The 5783-nt window shown below is 55.7% G+C and carries 4 protein-coding genes; 1 reads left to right on the forward strand and 3 read right to left on the reverse strand.

The annotated features are described in order from the left end of the window. Window positions 1-385 precede the first annotated feature (385 nt). Window positions 386-1432: a LacI family DNA-binding transcriptional regulator gene (locus DDT56_RS24000; protein WP_136168861.1), complete on the forward strand. Its 1047-nt coding sequence runs from the start codon at window positions 386-388 to the stop codon at window positions 1430-1432. Between the two features lie 57 nt (window positions 1433-1489). Here the strand turns inward: DDT56_RS24000 and DDT56_RS24005 are convergent, their stop codons facing one another. From DDT56_RS24005 to DDT56_RS24015, 3 genes are all read right to left on the reverse strand, one after another. Next, window positions 1490-3124 (reverse strand): methyl-accepting chemotaxis protein, encoded by a 1635-nt coding sequence (locus DDT56_RS24005; protein WP_168197687.1) that lies wholly within the window; start codon window positions 3122-3124, stop codon window positions 1490-1492. A gap of 156 nt (window positions 3125-3280) precedes the next feature. Beyond that, window positions 3281-4138, reverse strand: coding sequence for a fumarylacetoacetate hydrolase family protein (locus DDT56_RS24010; RefSeq protein WP_136168864.1), 858 nt, complete (start codon window positions 4136-4138; stop codon window positions 3281-3283). Window positions 4139-4232: 94 nt separating this feature from the next. Continuing rightward, entirely contained in the window at window positions 4233-5642 is a 1410-nt protein-coding gene (locus DDT56_RS24015) for an MFS transporter (RefSeq protein ID WP_136168862.1), read from the reverse strand. Window positions 5643-5783 lie beyond the last annotated feature (141 nt).

A 5783-nucleotide genomic window follows, 5' to 3' on the forward strand; every position in this document is an offset into this window, starting at 1 on the left:
TGCTGCCGCTGGAGCCGGGCGCCGAGGAAGAGATCAAGGTCGCCGTCCGCGCCGCCGAGCTGCCGCGCGTCGGCTAACGCCAGACCGTTTTCGACCACGACATGACCCATGCGCCCGTCGCCACAGGCTGAATGACGGGCGCATTCGCGATAGACACCGCGCAACCTATCCCGCCCCTGAGTGCAAAAAAAACACGGTTTTACCTTTGATAGCATGCATCAGCATGATAATAATAGATTTTTCCGGCCGTGGGCGTAGATTTGAAATCCCGAGGTATAGCCAAAGTCCTGGAACCATTACATAATAAATTCGTACACATCACGCGGATATCATTGGCGACACACTGTGCCTGTTTTATTTTTTAAAATAATAATCAAGGGATTACATGGACCCTAATACCTTTCCGCCCAATGGACCAAGCCGTAAGTTGGGAAGCAAGCCCGTCACCCTGCAGGATGTCGCCACGGCAGCCGGGGTGAGCGTTTCCACCGTTTCTCGCGTGCTGGATGAACGGCTTCCCCCTTCCCGCAGTAAAGCCGCCGAGCGGGTACGTCAGGTAGCGCAGGAATTGGGTTACCGGCGTGATATTATGGCATCCAGCCTGCGTCGTGGCGGCACAGGCACCATTGGCGTACTGGTGCCGCGCCTGAGCGATATGGTGATGGCATTACTGTATGAGGCGATCTGCCGCGCGGCGCAGCGCTACGGCTACTTTGCCATCGTCGCCACCTGCGGCGACGATCCGGTACAGGAAAAGCAGGCGGCGGAATCCCTGCTCGATCGTCGTGTAGATGGTCTGATTCTCGCCACCAGCCGGCTGGACGATCATTTACCGGCGGAACTGCGGCAGCAGAATGTCGCGCACGTTCTGGCGCTGCGTACCGACGGCGTTAGCCGTTCCGCCATCGGCGACGATGAGCAGGGCGGCTATCTGGCGACGCGCCATCTGATCGATCTGGGCCACCGGGATATCGGTATGCTGGCCGGACCCAGTTTTTCCTCCGGCGCGACCTATCGGCGCGAGGGATTTCACCGCGCGATGCGTGAAGCGGGATTAACCCCTAACCCCACCTGGATCCGGGAATCCGGCTTTAGCATCGAGTCTGGAGAAAGCGAGGGAATGGCGCTGTTAAGCGGATCGCGCAGGCCGACGGCCATTTTCGCCGTCAACGACGATCTGGCGTTCGGCGTCATGGCCGCCGCACACCGGCTAGGGCTGACGATAGGGCAGAATTTATCACTGGTAGGGTATAACGATATCCCGCTATCCGCACGCTTGCCGGTACCGCTCTCTTCCGTGCATATCCCGTTCGATCACGTCGCTTCCATCGCCGTTGAACTGCTGCTGGCTGGCACCGAGCCCGCCGATGCCATCCGGCGCGTAATGCCGAGCCTGATCCCACGCAGTTCCAGCGCGCCGCTCAGGGAGTGACGCTCGCGTATCTCTCCGGCATTAGCGGGCTGAGCCCGCTAATGCGATCCCTCCGCGCTATACCCAACTTCCCTGCTCGCGTTCGGGCAACGCGACGAAACGGCTGCGCTGGTCCGTGACCATGGGCGCGGGGATATCGCTCCCCGGCAAGCGGAACACCGCAATCAATGAGGCCAGGCGCGCGACCTGCCCCTCCAGCGCCAATGCCGCGCTGGTGGAATCACTGACCATCGCGGCATTCTCTTGGATAGTGCGATCCATGTCCGTCACGGCATCGCCGATTTGCGCAATACCGCGACTCTGTTCATCCGACGCCACCGAAATATCGTTCATGATGCTATCAACAGCGCCGATAGACGTCACAATTTCATGCATGGCGGAGCCCGCCTTTGCTACCAGCGACGCGCCCTCATCCACCCGCATGACCGATTCCGCAATCAAGGTTTCAATCTCTCTGGCCGCCTGTGAACTGCGCTGCGCCAGATTTCGCACTTCGCTGGCGACGACGGCAAACCCGCGCCCTTGCTCCCCGGCGCGCGCCGCTTCCACCGCAGCGTTTAGCGCCAGTATGTTGGTTTGAAAGGCAATGCTGTTGATGACCGACGTGATGTCAGCGATTTTGCGCGAGCTTCCGGTGATATCCGACATCGTCGTCACCACCTGTTTGATGATGTCGCCACCTCGGTTGGCGTTGCCGGATGCCTGGCGCGCGAGTTGTCCGGCGTGCCGCGCGTTGTCGGCATTATTCGTGACGGTGGCGGTCAACTCCTCCATGCTGGCGGCCGTTTCCACCATCGCCGCCGCCTGCTGATCGGTACGTGAAGACAAATTACGGTTGCCGTCCGCAATGGAGGAAGAAGCCGCGGCAACCTGATGCGCGCTGTCCCGAATATCTATCATCAGCCCGCACAGTTTTTGCGTCATGTCGATCATGGCTTGCGTCAACATGCCCAGTTCGTCACGGCGCACCCTGCCCTCGACCACGGACAGATCGCCCTCGGCAATGCGCTGCGCCAATTCAAGATTGGCACGTACCGATCTCGCAATCAGACGCGTCACCGATCCGGCGATCAATGCCCCCAGCAGCACGGCGCAAATACCGATAACGATAATTTCCGCAACCGAGCGATTGATGACTTGCCGGTTCTTCTCATCAAGCTGGCTCGCGATGCGATCAAGGGTGTCGGTAACCGCAAACCCCGTCTTGATGGATTGCGTATCCGCCGCTTTGAGGCGCTGCCACGGCGCAGTATCCTGCGCCGTCCCCGCGATAGGATCGGCATTTTTCTGCGCGCGCACGGCGGATGCCGCCAGCGCGATCTCTTTCAGCTCATGTTGATACTGCGTCATTTGTTCGCTCAGATGCAGGAAATGCTGCCAATCACTCTCTTCCCACTGCAGTTGGCGCGCATTTTCCTGCTGCGCCGTTATCTGAGAAACATACTTCATCATATTGTTGGCATTCTCTTCATCCAGCGTATAAAAGAACTTCACGCGGGCTATTTTCGATTGATCGAGATAATGGTTTATCTCGGATACCAGCGTAGTCTTTGTATATAAATCACGAATTTCAGCAAAACGTAATGCACTGAAGAACACCGCAATAATAATCAACGCTAATACGACGGCAAATCCGCCATAGAGTTTCTTCGCAATGCTGACCTGCAGCATTCGTTCCAATAAAGCACGCATTCTTTCCTCCGAATAATGATATTTTCCGTTACCGTTTTAAAATGTGAATACGAGCTAAAATAGAAAATCCGGATAACCAGTACATCACCGTATTTATCCGGCTAAAAAAATAGTTATTATATATCCGCCCTACTTCGCGTTATCAAATCGGCGCTTTTATGCCGCGCTACATACCTGTCCCCGTGTGGTGACGCGGTTATGCAAGCAGCCAATATGCTCGATTTCAACTTCCACAATATCGCCCTCATGCAAAAAAAGCGGTGGCGTGCGTTTCTTGCCAACGCCGCCGGGGGAACCGGTAATAATGACATCGCCGGGAGATAATTCACTGAAGGTACTGATATATTCAATCAACTCTTCGATAGGGTGAATCATGCTGGCGGTGGTGTCGTCCTGCACGGTGTTGCCATTAAGTCGGGTCTCGATATGCAGATTTTGCGGTTCCGGCACGTCATCGCACGTCACCAGCCACGGGCCAAATGCGCCGGTATTCCGCCAGTTCTTCCCCGCGGTGAACCAGGTATGCTGCCAGTCGCGAACGGAACCATCCATATAGCAACTGTATCCGGCAATATGGGAGAAGGCGTCTAATGCCGAAATCTCTTTTCCTTTCTTGCCAATAATGACCGCCAGTTCCCCTTCATAGTCAAATTCATTTGACTGAGCGGGTTTCTCTACGCCGCAATTATGTCCAACCTGAGAATCAGGAAAACGAATAAATAACGTAGGGGCCGGATTTAATTCGCCAAACTCCGTGCGCTTTTCCGCATAATTCATGCCTACACAGAAAATTTTTCTGGGATTATTAATCACGGGAAGAAATACCACGTCCTCCTCTTGATAATCGGGTTTGGCTTGTAAAAAACGCCTGGCGGCGGCAATGCCGTCGCCTTCAATCAATGACCGGAGATCGATATAGCGCGCCCCAAGCCTTTTACCTAAATCGACGATACCGGCTTCAACTTTCAACCCATATGTTTCTTTATGCCCAACCCTAAAACTTGCTAATTTCATTTTATACCTCAACGATGAAACGCCGAACGCCCTCTCCAATAGTGGGGAAACGCGCCGCCTGGACAGCGCATTTCCCCTTGCGCGCGTCCTTTTGCTATGGTGAAAGCTCTTCCAGCACGCGGCCTTTCGTTTCAATGGCGAACAGTATCGTTACTACCGCTCCCACCAGTAAAACGCCGGCAAAGAAACCGAACATCGTACTAATGCCACTCGATGCCATAATCGTTCCCACCACAATGGGGCCCGTCGATGACCCTAACCGCAGCCAGCCGCTACCCAGGCCGGTACCGATGGCCCGCATACGGGTCGGATAGATTTCAGCGGAGTAGAGGTACAGCGAGAAGGTGACGGTCTGGATGATCGCATAGGACAAGCCGGCGCAAACCAGGACTTGTTCTGCCGACGTAGCGCCCAGCAAGGCAAGCGTGATGAGGGGGATGGGCGCCAGCAAGAAGGCAAAGGTATACCAGCGCTTACGCCCAACCTTGTCAATCAGCAGGGCGCACGCGACAGAGGCGATAACCCCCATCACGGATGTCGTCAGACCGTAGCTGATGCTGGTCTCCAACGGCAGCTTATAGACCTGGCGATAAAGCGTGGGCAACCAGGTGATCATGCCGTTGGCAACCAGATACGAGGTAAACCACATCGTCCAAATGGTAAGTGTGCGTTTACGATATATCCCTTGAAACAGTCCGCTCCAGTGAGACGTTTTTTCTTTTTTCTCCTGGATTGTCACTTTAGGCGTCTCTAATGTGAACCCCTGGGCAATCGCGCCTCGCTCCAGACCGGTCACGATACTGTCCGCTTCGGCCAGCCGTCCCTGTGAAGCGAGCCAGCGCGGGGATTCCTTCATAAAAAAGCGACAGGGAAGAAGGATGAACGCCGGGACAAGACCGACGATAAACATCACCTTCCAGCCATAGAGCGGGACAAACGCGCGGGCGATCAATCCTGCGGCAACCAAACCGAGCAGAAACATCACCTCATAAAGCAGGAAGAACCGACCTCGTCCTTTCGAACTGATATATTCATTGATATAGGCCGACGCGACCGGTACTTCTCCCCCGGTGCCAATACCCTGCACAAAGCGTAGGATCATCATCATCAGCGCGCCGGTGGCGAACAGGCAGGCCGCATCCATACTGACAAACAACAGAATGGTGAAAAGCAGCACCTTAAGGCGTCCTATCCGCTCAGCCAGCCAACCGAAGAAGACCGCGCCAAGAAGCTGACCAAGATAGCCTGCGGATAAAATCATGCCGGTTTGCTTGGGGTCAAGCCCCCATTCCTGAACCAGAAGCGGCATCGCGTAAGCGATGCAGATCACCGTGTAACCATCAAAGAACGTCGCCGCGCCGATGATATTTCGGGTCCAGAAGATACGACGCGTGATGGGCAAACGTTCAAGACGGGCGACCAGCTCGGCATTGGATGTCCCGCTCGCAGCAGCGGAACCGGCGTCAGCATTGGCCACACCGGCACTCATGTCATGCGTTGACATAGTTTGTTCTCCAAAAAGGAAAGTGTGTGAGCCGCCGTACGCTTGTACAGCGGCTTTACTGCCATTAGCCAACGCGCGGCAGTTTGGCGGCCCGGACGGCGACCTTGATCTCTTCCTCGGCGCCCGGCTCCAGCGGCAGCA

Origin of the sequence: Brenneria corticis (assembly GCF_003115855.1) — a bacterium.
Classification (GTDB): domain Bacteria; phylum Pseudomonadota; class Gammaproteobacteria; order Enterobacterales; family Enterobacteriaceae; genus Brenneria; species Brenneria corticis.